General features: G+C 71.3%; 13 protein-coding genes. 3 read left to right on the top strand and 10 right to left on the bottom strand.

Annotated elements, in window-relative coordinates; translation table 11 throughout:
• Positions 1–99 precede the first annotated feature (99 nt).
• From BJ991_RS01045 to BJ991_RS01065, 5 genes are all read right to left on the bottom strand, one after another.
• Complete coding sequence (locus tag BJ991_RS01045) at positions 100–1,602, bottom strand: protoporphyrinogen/coproporphyrinogen oxidase (RefSeq protein ID WP_179486691.1); 1,503 nt, start codon at positions 1,600–1,602, stop codon at positions 100–102.
• A gap of 40 nt (positions 1,603–1,642) precedes the next feature.
• Complete coding sequence (locus BJ991_RS01050) at positions 1,643–2,482, bottom strand: ATP-binding cassette domain-containing protein (RefSeq protein ID WP_179486693.1); 840 nt, start codon at positions 2,480–2,482, stop codon at positions 1,643–1,645.
• Positions 2,479–3,555 (bottom strand): ABC transporter ATP-binding protein, encoded by a 1,077-nt coding sequence (locus BJ991_RS01055; RefSeq protein WP_246300996.1) that lies wholly within the window; start codon positions 3,553–3,555, stop codon positions 2,479–2,481. Before BJ991_RS01055 ends, BJ991_RS01050 begins: the two co-directional genes overlap by 4 nt.
• 31 nt (positions 3,556–3,586) lie before the next feature.
• On the bottom strand, positions 3,587–3,949 hold the full coding sequence (locus BJ991_RS18895) for an FtsX-like permease family protein (RefSeq protein ID WP_425487542.1): 363 nt from the start codon (positions 3,947–3,949) through the stop codon (positions 3,587–3,589).
• A 2,372-nt stretch (positions 3,950–6,321) separates the two neighbouring features.
• Positions 6,322–8,763, bottom strand: a complete 2,442-nt coding sequence (locus tag BJ991_RS01065) for an FtsX-like permease family protein (protein ID WP_179486697.1) — start codon at positions 8,761–8,763, stop codon at positions 6,322–6,324.
• 87 nt (positions 8,764–8,850) lie between these two features.
• Here BJ991_RS01065 and BJ991_RS01070 point away from each other — a divergent pair, with 87 nt between their 5' ends.
• The 3 genes from BJ991_RS01070 to BJ991_RS01080 all read left to right on the top strand — a co-directional run bounded on the left by BJ991_RS01070 (position 8,851) and on the right by BJ991_RS01080 (position 11,656).
• Positions 8,851–9,450 (top strand): HhH-GPD-type base excision DNA repair protein, encoded by a 600-nt coding sequence (locus BJ991_RS01070; protein ID WP_179486700.1) that lies wholly within the window; start codon positions 8,851–8,853, stop codon positions 9,448–9,450.
• 165 nt (positions 9,451–9,615) lie between these two features.
• Entirely contained in the window at positions 9,616–10,089 is a 474-nt protein-coding gene (locus tag BJ991_RS01075) for an NfeD family protein (protein WP_179486702.1), read from the top strand.
• 85 nt (positions 10,090–10,174) lie between these two features.
• Positions 10,175–11,656: a flotillin family protein gene (locus BJ991_RS01080; RefSeq protein ID WP_179486704.1), complete on the top strand. Its 1,482-nt coding sequence runs from the start codon at positions 10,175–10,177 to the stop codon at positions 11,654–11,656.
• Positions 11,657–11,729: 73 nt separating this feature from the next.
• Here BJ991_RS01080 and BJ991_RS01085 read toward each other — a convergent pair whose 3' ends face one another.
• From BJ991_RS01085 to BJ991_RS01105, 5 genes are read right to left on the bottom strand one after another with little or no spacing between them, the layout of a single operon-like run.
• The gene (locus BJ991_RS01085; protein WP_179486706.1) at positions 11,730–13,457 is read right to left on the bottom strand and encodes an alpha-glucosidase; all 1,728 of its coding nucleotides are present in this window, start codon (positions 13,455–13,457) and stop codon (positions 11,730–11,732) included.
• Positions 13,454–15,133: a glycoside hydrolase family 66 protein gene (locus BJ991_RS01090; RefSeq protein ID WP_179486708.1), complete on the bottom strand. Its 1,680-nt coding sequence runs from the start codon at positions 15,131–15,133 to the stop codon at positions 13,454–13,456. The genes BJ991_RS01085 and BJ991_RS01090 overlap by 4 nt, the downstream gene beginning before the upstream one ends.
• Before the next feature lie 2 nt (positions 15,134–15,135).
• Positions 15,136–15,993 (bottom strand): carbohydrate ABC transporter permease, encoded by an 858-nt coding sequence (locus BJ991_RS01095; protein ID WP_179486710.1) that lies wholly within the window; start codon positions 15,991–15,993, stop codon positions 15,136–15,138.
• Positions 15,990–16,955 carry a carbohydrate ABC transporter permease gene (locus BJ991_RS01100; RefSeq protein WP_179486712.1) on the bottom strand — a complete coding sequence of 322 codons (966 nt, stop codon included), beginning with the start codon at positions 16,953–16,955 and terminating at the stop codon, positions 15,990–15,992. Before BJ991_RS01100 ends, BJ991_RS01095 begins: the two co-directional genes overlap by 4 nt.
• A 14-nt stretch (positions 16,956–16,969) precedes the next feature.
• Entirely contained in the window at positions 16,970–18,250 is a 1,281-nt protein-coding gene (locus BJ991_RS01105; RefSeq protein ID WP_179486714.1) for an extracellular solute-binding protein, read from the bottom strand.
• Positions 18,251–18,313: the final 63 nt, after the last annotated feature.

Consider the following 18,313-nt stretch of genomic DNA (forward strand, 5'->3'; position numbering starts at 1 on the left):
GCGTGTCCGATGCCACCCAAGGTTAGTCCCGTATTCCGTTTCGGGCATCCTCCCTTGACAAGCGGGCCGAGAGGGTGAACGGATGCCCCGACCGCCCCGTCATCCGATCGCGGCGTCGCCCCACAGGATGGTCCGCCGCACACGGTCCGCCTCCTCGCGCGCGTCGAGGACGATCTGCGCGAGCCCGGGTCCCGCCAGCCACGCGCCGGCGACTCCGAGCCCCGCGACGCCCGCCACCGCGTGCCGTGCCGCCGCATTGACCTCCGCGCGCCCGATCGCCGACGCCGGCCGCGGGAGCTCCGCGCGCCAGCGGTGGGCACCGAGCAGCCGCACGCGTGCGGAGTCGACGCCGAGGAACGCGGATGCCTCGGCCACCGCGAGCGCGAACGCCTCGGCATCGTCGAGGGCCTCGGTCGCCGGCCGCTGGCCGCGCGTGCCGAAGCTCACGCGCAGGACGTGTCCGCCGGTCGCCTCGGCGAGCTCGGGGTGGCGGCGCGACAGCGCGAGGAGACCCGACGCGCGATGCGTGCCGGCGACGGGGTGTACGGTGACCGCGGCAGCCCGGGATCCCGTGCTCTCGCCGTCACCGGGGACCGCCGCGTCGAGCTCAGGCGATTCGAGCACGAGCGTCACGAGCTCGAGCGGCGTCGACTCGGCCGAGCCCGACCCCAGCCGCGGGACGACGGGCGCGAGCATCCGGCGGGACTCCGCTTCGGGAGTGGCGACGATGACGGCGTCGAAGGTCTCTGGCGGCGCGGCGGCTGGGGACCTGCCGCCTGCCGCCTGTGCCGAGACGCGCCACCGACCGCGCTCCGCCGCGATCGAGGCGGCGCGCTGCCTCGTGCGCACATCGACTTCGAGATTCGCGAGGCGCTCCTCGAGCGCCGAGATGAGGCGGGCGACGCCACCTCTGATGCTGAGAAGCACCGGATCGGCCGGCATCCCGACGCGGAGATCGGCGACTGCCGCGCCGAGTGATGCCGTGCGCGTGAGGGCGGCGCTGAGTCCCGGGACCGCGGCGTCGACGTCGACCTCGTCGGGGTGGATGCCGTAGACGCCGAGCGACAGCGGCGCGACCATCCGGTCGAGCACGCGCTCGCCCATGCGCGAGCGCACAAGCCGCCCGAGGCTGCGCTCACGACCGATCGTGAGCGGCGGGCGCAGCCGGTCGATGTACGCGCGCCACGCCCCGGACCAGCCGATGATGCGCCGGACCGACTCATCCCACGTGTTCTGCGGGATCCCGATGAGCGTCTCGCGCGGAAGGGACGCGGCGCCCGACGGCAGTCCGGCGATCCACGTGTCACCGACGCGCGTCGACACCACCGTCTCGCCGAGCCCGAGCTCGTCCGCGAGGGCTCGCACTGCCGACGCCGACTCGGGGAACCCCTCGGCGGTGACGTCGATGTCGGCGCCCGCGATCCGGGCGGACGCGATCGTGCCGCCGAGGCGTTCGGATGCCTCGAACACCGTGACGCGCGAACCGACTTTCGCGCACTCGAGTGCCGCGACGAGGCCTGCGATGCCGCCGCCGATCACCGCGACGCGGGCGTGCTGCACGTGTGACGCGAGGTCGTTCGAGGCGCCGGACACGTCCCCCATCCTCGCATCCGCCGAGAACTCCGTGCGGCTGGGTCGCGCGTCAGCGGCGCTTGCGGCGGGCGCGCGCCTCCGCGCGAGTGAGCGGGGCCGACTCGGATGCCTCGCCCGCCGGCTCCTCGGACTGCGCCGGCTGGGCGACGGGGGGCGCGGCATCCGTGATCTCTTCGATCGCCGCGACATCGGCCTCCGCGACGCTGCCGGACGACACCGACGTGACCCGGCCGTCGTGCAGTTCGATCACTCGATCGGCGCGCCGCACGAGCAGCGGGTCGTGCGTCGAGACGACGGCCGCGATCCCGCGCGTGTGAACGAGTTCGCCGATGAGGTCCATCACGGTGGTGGCGGTGCGGGAGTCGAGCTGCCCGGTCGGCTCGTCGGCGATGAGGACGCGCGGGCGCGACACGATCGCGCGGGCGATGCCGACGCGCTGCTGCTGTCCGCCCGAGAGCTCCGCGGGGCGCTGCGGCGCCTGGTCGGCGAGGTTCACGAGGCGGAGCGCCTCGGCGACGCGCTCCTCACGCTCGGCGGGATCCGTGCGCGCGATGCGCAGCGGAAGCTCGACGTTCTCGGCGGCCGAGAGCACCGGGATGAGCCCGAACGACTGGAACACGAACCCGAGCTTCTCGCGACGCAGCTCCGCGAGGTCGTCCTCGCTGAGCGCGGTCGCCTCGACGTCGCCGATCCACACGCGGCCCGACGTGGGCTGGTCGAGTCCGCCGAGCAGGTTGAGGAGCGTCGTCTTGCCCGCGCCGGACGACCCGCGCACGACGACGAGCTCGCCCTCGTTCACCTCGAGGTCGATGTCGACGCACGCGTGCACGTCGCCCGCGCTCGACGTGAAGACGCGGGTGAGCTTCTCGGCGCGCAGCGCGACGGTCATGCGTGATCCTCCTCGTTCTCCGGGTCGCTGAGCGAGGGAGCGGAGCGACCGAGACGAAGCGGGTCCTCTTCGGGTGGCGCTTCGTCTCGCTCCGCTCGCGCAGCGTCCGTGTCGGGTTGCTGCGCCCGCTCGGCGCCTGGGGCATCCGCCGCGGCGGCATCCGGTCTCCGCGTCTGCCCGGGCCACACGCCCACGTGATCCGGCTCGAGCGCGAGACGCACGCGCTCGCGCAGGTCGAGCGCCTGGACGAACTCGTCGGGCAGCTGCAGGCGCCCGACGCGGTCGAGCACCGCATACTCCTCGGCGACGTGGTGCTCGGCGCCGGTCTCGTCGGTGCGCGTCGAGCGCAGCACCTCGGTCGAGGTGCGTCCGTCGCGGATCTGCACGGTGCGGGCGACGTGCTCCGACACGGCCGGGTCGTGCGTCACGATGAGCGTCGTCACACCGAGCTCGCGGTTGACCGAGCGCATCGCCTCGAGCACGTGCGCGCTCGTCGTGTCATCGAGCTCGCCGGTCGGCTCGTCGGCCAGCAGCACGCGCGGGCGGTTCGCGATGCCCACGGCGATGGCGACGCGCTGCTGCTCGCCGCCCGACATCTCGGCGGGCTTGCGCTCGGCGCAGTGCGAGACCTCGAGCAGGTCGAGCAGTTCGTCGACGCGCGCACGCCGGGCCGCCGCGCCCTTGACCTCGCCCCTGACCGCAAGGCTGGCGGCGACGTTCTCGCTCGCCGACAGGTACGGGAGGAGGTTGCGCGACGTCTGCTGCCACACGAACCCGACGCTGCGCCGCCGGAACTCGACGCGCTCCTTCTCCTTCATCGACAGCAGGTCGTGCCCCGCGACCCACGCGACGCCGGCGGTGGGCTGATCGAGGCTCGACAGGATCGACAGCAGCGTCGACTTGCCCGAGCCGGATGCCCCCACGACGGCGACGAGCTCGCCGGGGTCGATCCGCAGGTTGAGGCCCTGCAGCGCCTGCACCTCGACGCCCGGCCCCGTGCCGGTGGTCACTTTGAAGATGCGCACGAGGTCGACGCACAGGATGTCCGCATCAGGGGCGGTCATGTGGGCCATGGTCCCATCCTTCCTCGATGGTGCGGCGCGGTCATGTGCCCTCCTCGACCGTGCGCAGGGCGCGGGCGGCTCGGATGCGACGCGACACGAGCAGCGCGATGGCGGTGAGCACGGCGGCGAGCGCGACGAACCCGCCGAGCGTGAGGGCGAGGATCGCCGGGTCGAGCTGGTACGACGGCTGCACGGTCGACGCCGTGAAGGGCCGCAGGTCGACGGCCGCGAGCACGACGAGTGGCACGATCGCGCCGAACACCGTGCCGGCGACGATGGCGGCGACGGCGGGCGGGCCGACCTCCCACAGCGCGAGCGAGGTCGCCGCGCGACGCGGAGCGCCGAGCGTGCGAAGGAGCGCCAGCAGGCGGTTGCGGGGCTCCGTCGCGAGCGTGAGGGTCATGACGATGGCAAGGGCGCTCAGCAGGGCGGTCACCGCCGTCGCGATGAGCAGCGCCCAGCGCACGCCCTGCACGGCTGGTCCGGACTGGATCCGGTCGGCGATGCGGTCGGCGGTGTCGATGCGGACGTCGAACGCGAACGCCGCGCGCAGCTGCTCCTCGACGGCTCCGGGTGCGGCATCCGTCTCGAGCCGAACGAGCACCGTGCGGTCGCTCGGGCCCCGACCCAGCACGTCCTCGGCGTGCGCCTCGTCGATCGCCGCCCAGTTCTCGCGTGCGCCGATCGGCGAAGGCCCGCTCGTGACGCCTGCGACCTGTGCGGGCACCGAACCGAGCCGCAGCTCGTCGGAGCCGCCGATGATCCTGTCGGTCGCGCCTGCGACGACCATCCGCATCGGCTCCCCGTCGCCGGGCTCGAGCGACGCGCCCGGTGGAAGGAGCCCGGGCTCGTCGCCCTGCACCTCCCGCAGCTCGGCGGCGTTGACGACGAAGACCGAGGTCGCGCGCTTCGCGCCGTTCACATCGAGGGTCGAGGGCTCGGCTCCTGAGATGCCGGTCACGGCCGCGACGCCGTCGAGCTCGCGCAGGCGGTCGAGCTGCTCGAGCGTGAAGCTGCCCCCGGTCACGCGCATGTCGGCGCCGACCTGCGCCCGCGCGGAGTGCGTGATGCCCGACTGCAGCGCGGACAGGAGGATGCCGGATGAGACGGCCACCGACACCCCGACGACGAGCGCGAGCACGGGTGTGAGCCCGATCGACGGCTCTCGCAGAGCACGCGCCGATCCGACGAACGCGTCGAGGCCGCTCGAACGGCGAGCGCGATCGAAGATGCCGTGAAGCGGGATCGGGTAGAGCCGCAGCGTGATGAGGCACGCGGTGATCGCGAGGAGCAGCGGGGCCGCGGCCAGCAGCGGATCCAGGCCCGAGCTGTACCCCCGAACGAAGAGGAGGACGAGAGTCAGCGCCGTGAGCACCACGACGATCCCCTCGACGATGAGCCGCACGCGCGAGCCGCCGAGGTCGAGGTCGGTGCGCGCGCGGCGCTCGGCCGCGGCGGGCGCGAGCACGACGAGGATCGCGATCGGGGCGAGGCCGACGATGAGCGCCGGCACGAAGTCGGCCACAGTCGGCGCGGCGCCGAAGACCACCGCACCGACGGTCGCCGCGATCGCGGCACCGATCGCCGCCGGGACGACCCCGGCCGCGACGCCCTCGAGCCCGAGGATCCCGCGCAGTTGGCCGAGCGATGCGCCGCGCGCCGACAGCAGTCGGAGGCTCGGGCGGCGCCGCTCGAGGATGAGGCGGCACCCGAGCACGAGCACCGCCGCGGCGACGCCGATCGGCCCGGCCACGATCATCGCGATCACGGCGACCGTCGATGCACCCTGCGCGAGAGCGAGCTCGATCTCGCCCGTGACATCGGCCTGGAAGCGCAGGCTCAGGATCCCGATGCCCCCCGACGACGAGCCGATCGTGTGCGAGACGGCCGTCAGCTTGCGCAGGGCCGCCGCGGTGTCCTCCGCCGTCGCGGCGCTGATGCGGTCGGTGTCGGTCGGGAACCACACCGTGGTCGAGTACAGCCCTTGCAGGCCGCTCATGACGAGCGAAGCGGGGTGTGGGAACGCCATTCCCGTCACCTCGCGCGGGCGGTTGCCGTCGTCGAAGATCTTCGGCGTGAGCGACGACGGCACATGCTCCCAGTAGCCCGCATCGGGGTCGATCGGCTCGAATGCGCCGACGAGCACGAGCTCGACGAGCACCGACGGCGTTCCGACCGAGCGCGTCTCGCCGACAGCCCACTCCATCTGCTCGGCGGTGTCGGCCGAGAGGACGACCTCGACGCGGTTGCCGACGGTGCCGCCCGGGATCGACGCCGACGCGACGGGCTCGGGCAGGTACGAGGGCGCGGGCTCCGGCATCCGCCCTTCGACCAGCACGATCTCGTCTTCGATGCCCGGCGCGAACGCCATGCTCACGGCCCGCGTGCGCGGCGCCTCGGCGACGGGCATGTCGGTCACCGTCGTCACGGCGCGACCCTCGCCGAGGATCTCGGGGAGGGGATCGTCGGCGTCGGCGCGGATGCGCTCGACCGCCTCGAGGAACGTGCCCCACACCTCATCCGTCGTGGACGGGGTCGAGAAGTCGTGGGCGCCGAGCTGCGGGGCTCCCGCGGTCTCGGAGACGACGTCCCGCTCGAGCGCGCCGAGCACGCCGAGCCGGTCGCGCAGCGCCGCGTCGGAGAGCAGCCCGAGCACGACGGGCGCCGCCGTCGCGAGCAGCGACAGCACGAGCACGAGGAGCGCCACCACCGCGCCGCCGCCGATGCGCGAGCGCAGGTGGTGCGAGACCAGGGCGCGGGTCGTGACGCGGCGGCTCATCGCGACTCCTCCCCCACGGTCGCGGTGCGCGCCGCGCGCGAGACGCCGAACGCCGCGTACGCGACGATCGCGGCGAGGCCCACAGCGAGCGCGGCGACCGCGAGCGCGAGGGGTGCCCACGCGACATCGATGCCGCCGGCGAGCGCGAGGATGCCCGGGGTGACGGCGCGCACGAGATCGGGCACGACGAGCCACGACACGAGCACGCCCGCGCCGGCGCCCAGCACGAGAGCCGCGCCGAAGACCCCGCCGAGCTCCGCCGCGCGCATGCGCGCCTGCCGTCTGGCCGTGATGCCGACCGCACGCAGCACGCCGAGCTCGCGCCGCCGCGCGATCGCGAGCGTCTGCACGATCGCGAACGCCGCGACGAGCGACAGCACCGCGGACCCGGCGGTCGCGATCCACCATCCCGGCACAAGCGCTCCGACCACGCTCGCCGCAAGGCTCGGCGCCGCGGTCGCGACGGGACGGTCGTTCATCGCGGCGCTGAGCGCGGCATCCGCCCCGGTGTCGCCCGCGGCCCACAGCGAATTGGGCGGCACGATCGACGTGCCCCGCTGCAGCTGCGAGGTCAGCAGGTGCTCGAGCGGCGCGAAGAGGGCGAGCGAGCCGGATGCCCCGGGCACGGCATCCACGAGCGACGAGATGACGACGTCGACGCGTCGCCCCGTGCCGGCGTACCGCAGCTCCACGAGGTCCCCGGGTCCCACGCCGAGCCGCGACGCGAGGGCCTTCGTCGCGGCGACCTGGACGGGCGGGCGCTTCGAGTCGACGCCGTCGCCCTGCACGGGCGGCGCCTCGGCGAGCACGCCGCCGTCGCCCAGCCACGCGATGGCGTCGGGGTTCTGACCCGTCATGATCCCCGTGCCGGAGATGTCGAGCGGGCCTGCGCCGATGGCTTCGGCCGCGGCGACCTCGACCGTGATCTGTCCGCCCGCGACGGGCCCGAGCCCTGTCGCGACCGCCATGAGCTGCCACGGCCCCTGACCTTCCGGCAGCTCGGCCTCGCCCTCGAAGTACCCCTCGAAGTCGAGGTCGCCGGTGAACTGCGGCAGGTCGTCCGCGTCGAAGAAGAGGCCGCCGTCCAGCGGGAGCGCGAAGGGCGCGCCCGTCGAGTCCAGCAACAGCGCGATGACCGTGAAGCCCTGCGGGAAGCCGTCCACGACGTGGATGTCGAGGCGCACGCGGAGGCCGGTCGCAGTGTCGCCGAGCGGCACGGGCTCCGGTTTCACGAGGAAGTCGTCGTCGGCGACTTCGGCTGTGGCGGCGAGCGCGTCACGGTCGACGATGCCGCCCGCCGTCGCCACGACCTCGTCGATCATCGCCGAGGGGACGCCGACGAGCTGCGCATCCGTCTGGCCGATCTCGACGCCTTCGACGAGCGCCGCCGACGCGGCCTCGACGCCGTCGATCGACGCGGCCTCGAGGACCTGGGCGGGATTCACGGACTGGGGCTTCGTGTCGACGCGCAGATCGGCTCCCGCGCGCACCGCCGCCGAGTCCGTGGTCATCGCGCTCCACGTCGCCGCATACGCCGACGCGAAGACGGTCTCGGCGACCGTGAGCCCGACGAGCAGCACCGCGACCGCATAGATCGGCACGCGCCGCGACACCTGGCGCGTGGGGTACGCGGGAGCCAGCGACGGGATCGCCGCCGACGGTCGCGCCACCGCGGCCGAACCGACGCCGAAGAGCGCGAGAGCGACGAGGGTGCCCGCCATGAGCACGACCGCGGGCGCGATCGCGACGATCGGGTCGAAGCCTCCCGCACGCGCGGCGGGCAGCTGCCATACGACGAGCGCCGCCGCGAGCAGCACGACCACCACGAGGGCGGCGGTCGTGGCGCGGGTCGTGCGGCTCGATCCGGCCCGGCGTTCGCCGCGGCGCAGCGCGATCGTGAACACGATCCCGAGCACGACCACGGCCGCGAGCGCCCACGGCCACTGCGCCAGCGCCTCGAGCGCCGAACCGCCGGCGACGGCCGAGATCACGGAGGCGAGACCCACGCCGACGATGCCGCCGACGACGACCACGACGAGCGCCTCGCCCGCGTCGAGCAGTCGTGCCTGGCCCGACGACAGGCCGCGCGCCCGGATCGTCGCCGTCTCGTCGTCGCGGGCTGCCGCGATGAGCCGTGCGAGTTGCGCGATCGCCGTGCCCGCGAGGATCGAGACGAGGAGCACGAGGGCCGGTGCCGCTGTCGCGAGCGCCGTCGATCCGAGCTCGATCTGGTCGGCCACGTCCTCGGCCGACAGGCCGGGTGGCGGCGGATGCCCCGCCTCCCCCGCCGCGCGAGCGAGCGCCGCCGGCACGAGGCACACCGTCGCGACGGCGACCGCCACGGTCGCGGCCGCGCTCGCGAGCAACCCTGCGCGCGCGAGCGCGCGTGCCCGCCAGAGGCGGCCGGTCGTCAGCGGCGACGAGCGGGGAATCGGCATGCGGTCCACGGTCCTGGGCTGTCGGGTTCGCGCCCAGGGCGCGAGAGTTCTCTGACAACCTAACCGAGCCGGTGGGAGACTTGCGGCATGACGTTGAACATCACCGGCGACAGCGACGCGGATCGACTCCTCACGGACGATCCCCTCGCCCTGCTCATCGGCATGCTGCTCGACCAGCAGGTCGCGATGGAGACCGCGTTCGCGGGCCCGCTCAAGATCCGCGAGCGCGTCGGCACGCTCGACGCCGCGGCGCTGGCCGGATACGACCCGGAGGCATTCGCCGACGCGTTCAAGAAGCCGCCCGCCGTCCACCGCTTCCCCGGATCGATGGCCGCGCGCGTTCAGGCGCTGTGCGCCGCGATCGATCAGGACTGGGGCGGCGACGCATCCGCGATCTGGACCACCCCGGCTGCAGGGCATGCCGAAGCGCCCGACGGAGCCGAAGTCCTGAAGCGCCTCAAGAAGCTGCCGGGCTTCGGCGACCAGAAGGCGAAGATCTTCCTCGCTCTGCTCGGCAAGCAGTACGGCTACGACGGCGACGGGTGGCGCGAGGCATCCGCCCCCTATGGAGAAGTGGGCTCGCACCGCAGCGTCGCCGACATCGTCTCGCCCGACTCGCTCGCGAAGGTGCGCGAGTACAAGCGCGGGGTGAAGGCGGCCGCGAAGTCCGGCGGCGGAGGCGTCTGATGCGCCAGGTCGACCGAAAGGGCTGACTCCGCTCCCCCCGACGGTGCGGCTGCGAACGTTATCCCCAGGGCTGAACCCCGGCGGATGCCGCATCCGGCGAACCCCTAGGGTGGAGGGAACCGGTCCCACACCGAGGTGCGGACCGCCGCTGGGGAGGAGCAGCCGTTGGAGCTCACGCCGTTCATCGTCATCGGGGGCATCGGGCTGCTCGTGCTCGTCATCTCGCTCCTCGTCGGCGACATCTTCGACCACTTCGAGATCGGCGACGGCGCCATCTCGGGCACGGCGCTCGGCGTCGCGGCGGTCGTCTTCGGCGCATCCGGCGTGCTCACCACGACGGCGGGACTCGACCTCGTCTGGGCGTACGTGCTCGCGGGCGTGCTCGCGCTCCTCGCGTACCTGCTCGCGGTTTTCTTCGTGCGTCGGCTGACGAAGAGCTCCGACGGCGTGCCCGTCTCCGCGATCGGCCTCACGGGCGTGACGCGCTCCACGGTGTCGCCCGCCGGCGGTGAGGTGAGCCTCGACGGGCCGCACGAGGTCGAGCGGCGCTTCGCCTTCGCCGACGACACGATCGCCGAGGGCGTGCGCATCCGCGTTGTCGAGCACACCGGCACGCGCGTCAAGGTCGTCGCCGACTAGTACCCAGCCGCGAAGCGGCGACGGATGCCCCGGTGCCCGCGCCGCGGCACCCGATCCATCCCCCACACCCGAAAAGGACACCCACATGCCGGTCGATGTCATCCAGATCGGCGCTGTCATCGCGCTGATCGTCGCCGTCCTCGGACTGCTCGTGTTCATCGCGCGACGCATCCGTCGCGTACCCCCCAACGAGGCTCTCGTGATCGTCGGCCGCGGAGCCGGCAAGCCCGCGCCCGGCGAGGCGCCCGGCGGCCAACGCGTCGTCATCGGCGGTCGCACGTTCGTGTGGCCGATCCTGCAGCAGGGCTTCTCGATCTCGCTGGAGCAGCGCCAGATCGGCATCACGGTCGAGGGCGTCGACAAGAACCGCATCAAGATCGCGATCAAGGCGTCGATCAACTTCAAGGTGAGCGGCACCGAAGAGGGCGTGCGGCGCGCCGCGCAGCGCTTCCTGTCGCAGCAGGACGCCCTGACCGAGATCATCAAGGAGTCGCTCGAAGGCTCACTGCGCTCGATCGTAGGAGACATGACGATCGAGCAGATCATCTCCGACCGCAAGAGCCTGTCCGACCGGGTCGTCGCCGAGACGAAGGCCGACCTCGTCGAGCAGGGCCTGCAGGTCGACCTGCTCAACATCAGCGACATCTCGACGCCTGGCAGCGACTACCTCGCCAACCTCGGTCGCGCCGAGGCGGCGCGTGCGCGTCAGGTCGCCGAGATCAGCGAGGCCGAAGCCGCGCGTGCGAGCGAGTTCGCGCGCATCGAGGCTGCGGAGCAGATCGCCGAACGCCAGAAGGCGCTATCGCTGCGCCAGGCGTCGATCAAGGCCGACACCGACCGCGCGAACGCCGAGGCCGAGGCATCCGGTCAGCTCGCGAAGGCCGAGCAGGACAAGCTCGTCGCCGTGCAGGAGCGCGAGGCGCTCACCGAACAGGCACTCGTGACTCAGGAGCGCCTCGACATCGAGATCCGCAAGCCCGCCGAAGCCCAGGCGTACGCCGAGGTGCAGGCGGCCACCGCCCGCCGCGACGCCGCCAACGCCGCGACCGAGGCCGACGCGTACAAGCGCACCAAGATCGCCGAGGCGAACAAGGTCGCCGCGGTCCAGGACGCCGAAGCGGCCGCCGCCGCCGTGCGCCTCGCCGGTCAGGCCGAGCGCGACAAGCAGGTCGCGCTCGCCGAAGGTGTCAAGGCCGAGGGTGAGGCTCGCGCCGCCGCGATCCAGGCCGAGGGTCTCGCGGAGGCCGCTTCGACCGACGCGAAGGCGCTCGCGCTGCAGAAGTACGGCGAGGCCGCCCTCGCGCAGGAGATCATCTCCCGTCTGCCCGAGATCGTCCGCGCGGCCGCCGAGCCGATCGCCGCGATCGACAAGCTCACGGTCGTCTCGACGGACGGCGCGTCCGACGTCACGAAGACCGTCGGCAAGGTGCTCGGCGAGGGCACCGAGGTCGTGAAGGGCCTCACCGGCCTCGACCTCGCGGCGCTGCTGCAGTCGTTCGCGCTGAAGGCGGGCGCGCCCACGGACGTGCTGCCGGTGTCACCCGACGGCGCGATCGCGAAGAACTGACCGGCCGCCTCGGGCACAGAAACCCGGATGCCCCGACCCGCGTGAGTCGGGGCATCCGTCGTCTCAGCAGTGATCATGGACGGATGCGGTGGACACGCGCCTCCCAGGGTGCGAGCAGGTTCGTGACCGGCCCGAGGACGTTCCGGAGGACGAGCACCGCGTCGGCAGGAGCCTCGACAGCATGACGCGGGACATCTGAGAGGTTGGCGACGACCAGGAGGCTCTCGTCTCCGAGCCTCCGCTCGAACGCCACGACGAGCGGGTCTGTCGTCGTGAGCCGCGCGAACGTCCCGTCGCTCACGACGCGGTCGGTGCGCCGAAGTGCGATGAGAGCCCGATAGTGCTCGAACACCGAGCCCGGCACGCCACGCTGGTCGTGAGCGTTGATGCGATCGTGGTTCGGGTTGACCCCGATCCACGGCTCGGCCGTCGTGAAGCCCGCATGCGGACCGTGCGTCCACTGCATGGGAGTACGGGCATTGTCGCGGCCGCTCCAGCGGATCGCCGCCAAGACGCCGTCGAGTTCCGCACCCCGGGCGACCGCCTCGGCGATGTGGTTGAGGCTCTCGATGTCGCGGAGCTCCGCCATGTCCGAGAACGGCATGTTCGTCATCCCCAGCTCCTCGCCCTGGTAGACGAACGGCGTGCCGCGCTGCATGTGCAGCACGGTCGCCAGCGCCGTCGCCGACGCGTGCCAGTGCTCGCGATCGTTGCCGAATCGGCTGACGACACGAGGCTGGTCATGATTGTTCCAGTAGAGGCCGTTCCAGCCTGCGGCCGCGAGCCCTTCCTGCCATTCGACGAGGGTGTCGAAGACGCGATCGATGCTCGTGCGCGTCGGCTCCCACTTCCCGGTGGGACCGTGGTCGAGGCTCACGTGCTCGAACTGGAACACCATGTCGAGTTCGCGCCGCGCGGGGTCCGTCGCGAGGCGGGCCTGGTCGATCGTCACCCCCGGCATCTCGCCGATCGTGAGGAGATGCGACGGATGCCCCTCCAGCACATGCTCGTGCATCTCCTGCAGGAACTCGTGCAGACGTGGCCCGCAGTTGTAGTGCGGAAACCCGTCCCCGTACGCGCCGCCGGACCGGACGGGGCCGTCCGGCAGATCCGGGTGCTTGGAGATGAGGTTGATGACATCCATGCGGAAGCCGTCCACGCCACGGTCGATCCACCATCGCATGACGTCGTGCACGGCGGCCCTCACCTCGCGGTTCTCCCAGTTCAGGTCGGGCTGCTTGCGGGCGAACAGGTGCAGGTAGTACTCCCCGGATGCCTCGTCGTACGTCCAGGCCGGACCGGAGAAGAACGACCCCCAGTTGTTCGGCTCCGCGCCCGGTGATCCACCGATGCGACCCGCGCGAGGCGGCCGCCACCAGTACCAGTCCCGCTTCGGGCTGTCGGGGCCTGACGCCGACTCGACGAACCACGGGTGCTCGTCCGAGGTGTGGTTGACGACGAGATCCATCACGAGTCGCATGCCACGGAGGTGGAGCGCTTCGACGAGCTCGTCGAAGTCGTCGAGCGTGCCGAACACGGGATCGATCGCGCGGTAGTCGCTGATGTCGTAGCCGTTGTCGGCGTGGGGCGAGGCGTAGATGGGAGAGAGCCATACGACGTCGATCCCCAGATCGACGAGGTGGTCGAGATGCTCGATGATGCCGCGCAGGTCGCCGACGCCATCGCCGTTGGAGTCGGCGAAGCTGCGCGGATAGATCTGGTACACGACCGACGTCCGCCACCACGAATGCGGGTCGCGGTCGTCGACGGGCGCGGCGAGCGCGCGAGCATCCGTCGTCATGCGCGTGCCTCCGCCGCGTCCTCGCCCGCGCGATCGTCGGACCTTCCCGTGGGATCCACCGCGACGAGCTGCCACACGCGCAGCGGTGGCAGCTCCGCGACGGCGTGGTCCTCCCCCTCCGCGCGGACGGGCACGTCGATGAGACGCCCGGCTCCGTCCGGGTCGGCGACACGGACACGCGGCATTCGGCCTCGCACCCGTCGGACGCGAAGCCGGCCGCCCGCGACCGGCTCAAGCGGTGCCCGCGGCGCATCCCACCGGGTGTCCGGCTGCGTCGTGAGGTTCACGAGGTGCACGACGAGCGTGCCCTGCACATCGCGGATGCGCCGCCACACCGCCCCGGCGACCGGCTCGAGATCCACTGGGGGCGACGCCTCCCTCGCGTACGAGACGTCGCAGTCGTCGTTGTACTCGCCCGCGTATGCGTTGGTGACATCGACGATCCCGGGCGGCATGAGCAGTTCGTCGTGCGCGACGAGAAAGTCGTACCAGCGCTTGAGCAGCTCCGCCGTTGAAGCCTCGACGCGATGATTGCGCACGTAATAGGGGTCGACGAGAATCCGATCCGCCTCGCCCGCGAGCAGCTGCGTCGCACCGTGGGAGAAGAGCGTCGCCATCGTGAGCGCCACCGCTCGGTCGGCGACCTCGGCAGGTTCGAGATCGTAGACGTGCTGATAGGCCGCCACGACGACGGGCTTGCCTCCTCCGGCCGCCCGGGCGCGCTCGACGGTCGCCGCGAGCGCGCCGAGCGTCGACTGCGGTTCCCATGGCTCGATGTAGACGGCGTCCTGTGCGCTCGTTCCCGTGCGCCACGTCGGGAAGTCGTTGACCTGGTTGAACACGAGCCGAGCGCCCGGGAGCCGGGAGCGCACGGCGTGAAGCATCGCGGCGAACGACTCGGCGACGTCGATCTGCGTACCGTCGGCCCGCTCGGCGCGCTTCGGCCACCCGTACTGGTCGAGATGGAATCCGTCGAATCCGATGTTCTCCGTCGCGGCAACGAGCTCGTCGGTGAGATGCGCGAGCCAATCGGGCGCCGCGGGGTCGACGACCCGCAGGAAGTCGCCCAGCGCGTACGGCTCGCCTGACGCCGTGAGCAGCGCATCGTGGCTCCAGGCACCCCACTCGTCGCCTCCGACCGCGTATACAGCGGCGTAGCCCAGTGCATCGGCCCCTCGCTCCTGCACTGCGCGCGCGATCTCCCGCGCAGTCCGCAACGACACAGGGCGCTCGAGGGCGTCCGCGTACTCCTCCCCACCGCCGAGGAGGTCCGCGTGACGGTAGGCCCAGTCGTAGCACTGGATGGCTGTGAGGTGCAGTCGTCGAACCAGGTCGGCGAGGCCCGTGATGTCACGCGAGGGAGAGAAATCCGCGGCGAAGCCGTAGCGCAGACGCGCCCGCGGGTCGTCCCGCACGTCGATCGCGGTGCGCACGTTCCCGGCGTCCGTCTGGAGCTCGATTCCGTAGCCGCCGGCGGGAAGCGCCCCGAGATCGACTGCCGCCTCGCCCGTGTAGGGAATGCGACGGATCGGCTCGCCGAGGTGCCATACGACGATCTCGCCGCCGGTCGCGGCATCCGTCGCCTGTGCCGCGCTCGCGACGCGGCGGACCTCGACGACGACGGGCTCACCGAGGCGCACCCACCCACGCTCGGGCAGCAATTCGATGTCGCCCATGGTCATCCCTTCACCGCGCCGGACGTCAAGCCCTGCACGAAGTGCCGCTGGAAGGCCAGGAACACGACGATGACGGGGATTATCGCGATGACGGATGCCGCGAACACCAGGCCCCACTGCACGGCGTTGTTCCCCGCTCCTGCGAAGAGCCGGATGACGATCGGGAGGGTCCGCAGCTCGGGCGTGTTGATGATCGTGAGTGCCCACGCGAACTCATCCCACGAAGCGAAGAACGTGAAGATGGCGGCGGTCGCAAGGCCCGGCCGCGCCAACGGGATGGCGAGCCGCCAGTACCGGGTCCACGCGTTCGCACCGTCCACCTGCATCGCCTGGTCCAACTCGCCGGGGATGGCCTCGAAGAATCCCCGCAGCAGGAGGGTGTTGAGAGCCAGCGAGCCGGCGACGTAGAACACGATGAGGCCGAGGTGGCTGTCCAGGAGCGCGAGGTGCTTCGCGAGGATGAACTGCGGGATCAGCAGCATCACGGCAGGGATCATGAGCCCCACGAGCAGGATGCGGAAGATGAGCTCGCGTCCAGGGAACGAGAACCGAGCGAACGCGTACGCCATCATCGAGCTGATGAGCAAGGAGACCGCCGTAGAGATCGCCGCGATGTACAGCGAGTTCGCGAAGGCGAGCGGAAGCCCCTGCGTCATGAGCGCCTGCTCGTAGTTCGCGAGCGTCGCAGGATCGGGAATGAACTGCGGCGGCGTCGTGAGCACGTACGTCGACTCGGTGAACGAGATCGACACCATGTAGAGGAACGGTGCGACCATGACCAGAGCGCCGAGCGAGAGGATTCCGATCCGAAGAGTCGTGGCGAGCCACGTCCGGCGCGCGCCGCGGGCGATGAGCGTCATTCCGCGAACCCCCCGTTCCGATCGCGGAACATCCGCAGCTGTATGAGGGAGAGACACAGCACGAGTGCTGTGAGGATGACCGCGATCGCCGCTCCGTATCCGAACTCGAGGCTGCCGAAAGCCTGCTCGTACATGTATGTGAGCAGAACGTCGGTACGGCCGGCCGGCCCGCCGCCGGTCATCAGGTACACGGAGATGAAGACGTTGAAGCCGCCGATCACCAGCATGATCGTGACGAACGCGAGCGCCGCCCAGATGGCTGGGAGCGTGACGACCCGGAAGCGCTGCCACGGACCGGCTCCGTCCATCGCCGCCGCTTCCAAGAGGGAGCGCGGAACTCCCTGGAGCGCCGCGAGGAAGATCATCATGGACCATCCGATGCCCTTCCACACGCCGAGCGCGCTGATGGCCAGCATGCCGGTCCACCTGTCTGCAAGCCATGACGTCTCGGTGCCCAGCACGAAGTTCACGAGGCCCTGGTCGGCGAACAGGAATCGGAACAGCAGCGACACGACCACCCAGCTCGTGACCACGGGCAGGTAGTAGAGGACGCGCAGGAAGGGCTGCACGGGGCTGCGACGGTGAAGCAGGAGCGCGACGGCGAGTCCGATGACGATCTGGGGGATGATCGTGGCGACCGCGTAGAACGCCGTGTTGCCGAGGGCCAGCCAGAAGTGCTCGTCGGCGAAGGCGCGCCGGTAGTTCTCCAGTCCGAGGAACTCGCTCGTCGCACTCCCGACGATCTTCCAGTCGAACAGGCTCATGTGGACGGCCTGCAGGATCGGGTAGAGCACCGCGACGGCGAAGAGGGCGATGCCGGGGAAGAGGAAGAGGTATGGCGTGATGGAGAGCCGGCGCGCCCGGGCGCGGGTCGCATCCGGCGGCCTGGTGCCGGCGGGACGGGCGCCCCTCCAGCCCCGGTCGGCGGACGGATCGCCCGCGGACCGGAGCTCAGGAGACATCGTGCCGCTGGTCATCAGCCAGCGAGCAGCTCGTCGATGCGGGCCGCCGCCGCACTGAGGGCCTCGCGGACCGACACGGTTCCCTCGAACGCGGGCGTGAGCTCCTCGTTCAGAATCGTGTCCACCTCTGCGCCCTGCGTGATGGCGAGGCGGTTCTTCGCCGTCTCGAGCTGCGCCGTGAAGACCTCAAGACCCGGCACGAGCTCGACCTGCTTGGGACCGAGCGCCTCGACGACAGTGAGCTGGCCGGTGGGCACGAGTGCGAGCTGGAACTCCTCCGACTGCGTGAACCGGATGAACTCGAGCGCCGCCTCTTGATGCTGCGACGACGCCGTGAGGACGATGTCTTCCCCGCCCACGACGCTGATCGATCCGCCGGGTCCCGCGGGCACGGGCGAGTACACGGGCTCGAAGCCCGGGAACTGGTCAGCCCAGATGCCGGTCATCCAGGGACCGTCGAGGATTGTCGCGTAGTCGCCGTTGGGAAGGCCCTCGCTGGTCGAGACGGCGCCCTCGTTGCCGATGATCCCGGACGAGACCTGACCGGAGTCGAACAGGTCGACGAGCATCTGGATCGTGGCGATGTTCTCGTCACTGTCGAGCACACCCGTCGAGGCGGTAAGGTCCTCGTCGGCGATGTCCCCGCCGCCGGACCAGATCCACGGCATGATGTTCCACGCGCCGAGGCCGCCGTCGGCGAACAGCGTCACCCCGGTGCCCTCGAGCGCTTCACCGAGGGCGACGAACTCCTCGAACGTCGCGGGAGGCGTGTCGACGCCGGCCGTGGCGAGCGCCCCCGGCTCTGTGATCTGCACCCGCGTGTTCGTGTCGAGCGGCAGGCCGTAGTACTTCCCGTCGAACAGATTCGTGGCGAGGACCCCCGGGTAGGTCGCGTCGGCGAGCTCGTCGAAGTCGTCCATCACGTCGGACAGGGGCACGAGCACGCCGAGATCGGCGAACCGAGGAACCCATCCGAGGTCGGCGCGGACGAGGTCGGGCAGCTCGTCGCCAGCGGCGGAGGTCGTGAGCTTCTGCAGCAGGTCGTCGTAGGGCACATCGACGTATTTCACCTCGACGCCGGGGTGCGACTCCTCGAACGAGGGGATGAGCGTCTTGTCCAGCACCTCCTGCTGCGCGGAATTCCCGCCGTTTCCGTAGGAACCCCAGAATGTGATCGTGATCGGATCGTCCTCCGTGCCCTGCGGCACACCGCCGGCGGCGGAGCATCCGCCGATTGCGATGGCCAGCACAGAGCCGACGGCGGCCGCGGCCGCGGCTCGGGTGATGCGCGTCATTGCGATTCTCCAGTCGTTTGATATCGGCAGGGTGCCGGTGCTCGCGGCGTCGCGAGCGTTCGA

Origin of the sequence: Microbacterium immunditiarum, from assembly GCF_013409785.1 — a bacterium.
Lineage (GTDB): Bacteria > Actinomycetota > Actinomycetes > Actinomycetales > Microbacteriaceae > Microbacterium > Microbacterium immunditiarum.